Origin of the sequence: Gilliamella sp. N-G2 (assembly GCF_002142215.1) — a bacterium.
Taxonomy (GTDB): domain Bacteria; phylum Pseudomonadota; class Gammaproteobacteria; order Enterobacterales; family Orbaceae; genus Gilliamella.
The window spans coordinates 1-4,173 of sequence record NZ_NAST01000052.1 but is presented as its reverse complement, the minus strand read 5'-3'; the positions used below and the strand labels follow the sequence as shown (position 1 = coordinate 4,173).

The following is a 4,173-nucleotide window of genomic DNA, read 5'->3' as shown; positions in this document are numbered from 1 at the left end:
GTGCCAATTTATTTCCTAAATTATATATTTTTGAGAATTTTAAAGAACATAAGGTTATTTTTAATAATTAGTCAAGATTCATTTAAATTATTAGAATTATTTGTTTCAAGTAGAATACTTTATGTTTCATCCTAATAAATTTTAAAAAAATTAGAAATTTCAATAATCATAATTAATTATAAATAATAAATTTGGAAATTAAAACAGGTTGTAGTAAAACAGCATTTTTGCGAAAATATATCAAATTTTATTTTTTTTCTTAAATAAAATTATTTAAATTAAGCATAGTAATGAGGAATTTATATATGATGCGAGTTGGATTATTTCTTCTAACTAACTTAGCTGTTATGTTTGTATTTGGTATAATTTTGAGTATTTTGGGGGTTAACGCCCATAGTATCTTAGGACTACTTATTTTTGCAGCTATTTTTGGTTTTGGTGGTTCATTTATTTCACTTTTTTTATCAAAAAGAATGGCACTACGTTCTGTTGGTGGCGAAGTGATCAAAGAACCTCGTAATGCTCAAGAACAGTGGTTACTTGATGTAGTGCGTCGCCAATCAGATCAACTTAAATTAAAGATGCCGGCGGTAGCAATTTATGAAGCAGATGATATTAATGCTTTTGCAACAGGGGCGACCAAAAACCGTTCTTTAGTTGCGGTAAGTACTGGATTATTATCAGCAATGACTCAAGATGAAGCAGAAGCGGTAATTGGTCATGAAATGAGTCACGTAGCAAATGGTGATATGGTGACCATGGCACTATTACAAGGTGTATTAAATACCTTCGTTATCTTCATTTCACGAATTATAGCGTCAATGTTTGCTAAAGTGATAGAAGATCGTAGTGAAGCATTAGCAGATATAGCCTATTATGTAATAGCAATGATATTCGAAACTATCTTTGGAATTTTAGCAAGTATGGTTGCAATGTGGTTCTCGCGTTACCGCGAATTTCATGCCGATGCAGGTTCTGCAAAATTGGTAGGTTCTGCAAAAATGATTGCCGCATTAGAAAAACTAAAAGTAAGCCATGAACCAAATGAAGAAGCGTCAATTTTAGCTTTTTGCATTAATGGTGAGAAGAAAGCCAGATTTTCCCAACTATTCTTATCACATCCACCTTTAGAAAAACGAATTGAAGCTTTAAGAAATCAATCAATTATTGGTTAATAAAACTTTAAATATTGGCTTAATAAACAAATAAAACCTTAATGGCAAATAGTAATAATATTTGCCATTTACTTTATCAATCGATAATATTTCTAGAGATTTAATATGTACCTGCGAACCAACAATAATAAACTTGAATTACTTAGTCCTGCGAAAAATATAGACATTGCCAAACAAGCAATCTTACATGGGGCTGATGCAGTTTATATTGGAGGCCCGCATTTTGGTGCCCGTCATAATGCCGGTAATTCAGTCAGTGATATCGCCGAATTAGTTGAGTTTGCCCATCGTTTTTATGCCAAAGTTTTTGTCACATTAAATACTATTTTGCACGATAATGAACTTGAGATAGCTCGGCAATTGATCTGGCAATTATATGATGCAGGAGTTGATGCTTTAATTGTTCAAGATATGGGCATATTAGCCATGGATATTCCGCCGATAGATTTACATGCTAGCACGCAAATGGATATTCGAACCCCGCAAAAAGCTAAATTTCTTTCAGATGTTGGTTTTTCACAAATAGTTCTAGCTCGAGAATTAAACTTACCTGAAATAGCGAATATTCATCAACAAATAGATGCCAATATCGAATTTTTTATTCATGGGGCTTTATGTGTTGCATTTTCAGGTCAATGTTATATTTCTCATGCTCAAACGGGTAGAAGTGCCAATCGAGGTGATTGTTCGCAAGCATGCCGTTTACCATTCACATTAAAGGATGATAAAGGCCGTGTTGTTGCTTATGAAAAACATCTTTTATCAATGAAAGATAATAATCAATCTGAAAACTTAATCGAATTGATACAAGCTGGAGTTAGGTCATTTAAAATAGAAGGACGTTATAAAGATTTAAGCTATGTAAAAAATATAACGGCATTTTACCGAAAAAAACTCGATGAAATTTTAGAAAAATCGGATGATTTTGTAAGTGCATCAAGTGGTAGAACTCAACACTCATTCACTCCAGATCCCAATAGAACATTTCATCGAGGTGCTACTGATTATTTTGTTCGGGGTAGACAAGCTAATATTGGCGCTTTTGATTCACCTAAATTTATTGGCTTACCTATCGGTGAGATGACGAAAGTTTCTAACCAAACAATTGATATTAAATCTGAAAAATTTTTAACGAATGGTGATGGATTAAACGTCTTGGTAAAGCGTGAAATCGTAGGATTCAGAGCGGATAAAGTTGAAAAAGTTGCTAATAATCATTATCGAGTGTTTCCTAATGAATTACCTAAGGTATTTCATTCCTTAAAATTACCTTATCAAATTAATCGTAACCTTGATCACAATTGGCAACAAGCTTTATTAAAAGAATCGAGTAGTCGTCGAATTGGTGTAGCATTTGAATTGATAAATCAATCGAATGTTGTTCAATTGATAGCAACAAGTGAAGAGGGCTGTAGTGTAAAAATTGCTATAAAAGGTGAGTTTGAATTAGCTGAACAATCTGATAAAGCACTCAAAAATATAAAAGATAGCTTATCAAAACTTGGTCAAACGATATATTACCTTACTGATTTGAATGTTAATTTGACCGAGATATTTTTTATTCCAAGTAGCCAATTAAATCAATTACGAAGAGATATTATTGATAAGTTAACATTGGAACGGCTAACTCATTACCAAAGAAAGTTACGAAAACCACAAGCGGAACCTGTGCCAATTTATCCAGAGGAGCAGCTAAGTTTTTTAGCAAATATTTATAATCATAAGGCTAGAGAATTTTATGCACAGCATGGCGTTAAACTAATTGAAAGTGCTTTTGAAGCACATGAAGTTAAAGATGATGCGCCATTAATGATTACAAAACATTGTTTGAGATTTGCGTTTAATTTATGTCCTAAACAAGCTAAAGGTATTCAAGGTGTGAAAACAAAAGTAACACCAATGAAATTAGTACAAAATAATAATGAAGAATTAATACTGAAATTTAATTGTAAAGCCTGTGAAATGCAAGTTTGGGGTAAAATCAAAAATCACATTTTAAAAATGCCATTACCAGGAAGTGAACTGATTTTATTAACCAATAAATAATTACAGTCAAAGAATCGAAATTTACAGAATAACTCAGTTCTTTTTAAAAGAAGAATATAGTTCGTAATAATGAACTATATTTAACATAATATACATTATTCTAACTTTAACAAATTGATTTATAATGAAATTATTTCAAAAGAAAAGGGGGTTATATTATTCCTCTAATAACTCCCAAAATAATAATTTATTTATTATTAATAACAAAAATCATTATAGCAGCACTCAACTAATGATCTTTTATTAATTATCAATAATTGTTTATAATTTTATATTTATTAAGGCATTATAGAATAATCAATATTTGATTTGAATCGATTCTTATTGTGATAAATATTATGGATTTTATTCAATAGTTTTATGACAAAAATTATGATATAAATCCTCTTCATTAGCTAATAGTTGAAAATAGGATTTATATGACTAATATCGAATTGAAAGCACTTAGGCGTTTATTTTTTCTTGATGTTGCTGATGCCGCAACATATATAGGTAAGTGCTCAAAGCGAGCATGGCAATATTGGGAAAGCGGAAGCAGAAAAATTCCAGATGATGTTATAAACATCATGAACAAACTTAAAGAAGAAAGGACTGAATTACTTTTATTGTTACAGACTGATAACTTATTCAGTAATAATAAAATTGGCAATTTGGTTTATTCAAGGTTAATTGATTCAGTAAAAGCTGAGCTTTATTCTAAAGATTTTATCGATAAAATAATCTAATAAGTTTGCATAATATTTTTTATAACTTCAGCCAACAACGTTGTCTAAAAATCAAAAAATGTACAATTAGTATTTTTATGACATTGTTTTTTCTCTTTGAATTGAATTGCCAAATTTTTAATAGATTATATACGTATTATCTATAATCATTATATGGATTGCGTATATTTTTTCCTCTTGATGAGCTAATTTTTAATTTATAGCGCTTAAACTCTATATAATAAAAC

The 4,173-nt window shown here is 30.3% G+C and carries 3 protein-coding genes; all 3 read left to right on the top strand.

Going from position 1 to position 4,173, the window contains the following annotated elements; translation table 11 throughout:
- The first annotated feature begins 305 nt into the window (after positions 1-305).
- The 3 genes from htpX to B6C99_RS12750 all read left to right on the top strand — a co-directional run bounded on the left by htpX (position 306) and on the right by B6C99_RS12750 (position 3,946).
- Positions 306-1,175, top strand: a complete 870-nt coding sequence (gene htpX, locus B6C99_RS12760) for a protease HtpX (RefSeq protein WP_086360170.1) — start codon at positions 306-308, stop codon at positions 1,173-1,175.
- 111 nt (positions 1,176-1,286) lie between these two features.
- Positions 1,287-3,221 (top strand): U32 family peptidase, encoded by a 1,935-nt coding sequence (locus B6C99_RS12755; protein WP_086360171.1) that lies wholly within the window; start codon positions 1,287-1,289, stop codon positions 3,219-3,221.
- Between the two features lie 419 nt (positions 3,222-3,640).
- Positions 3,641-3,946: a DUF1870 family protein gene (locus B6C99_RS12750; RefSeq protein ID WP_086360169.1), complete on the top strand. Its 306-nt coding sequence runs from the start codon at positions 3,641-3,643 to the stop codon at positions 3,944-3,946.
- Positions 3,947-4,173: the final 227 nt, after the last annotated feature.

Excerpts from the sequence above, each read along its gene's own strand:
- htpX (WP_086360170.1), top strand. The coding sequence starts at position 306 with ATGATGCGAGTTGGATTATTTCTTCTAACTAACTTAGCTGTTATGTTT.
- B6C99_RS12750 (WP_086360169.1), top strand. The coding sequence starts at position 3,641 with ATGACTAATATCGAATTGAAAGCACTTAGGCGTTTATTTTTTCTTGAT.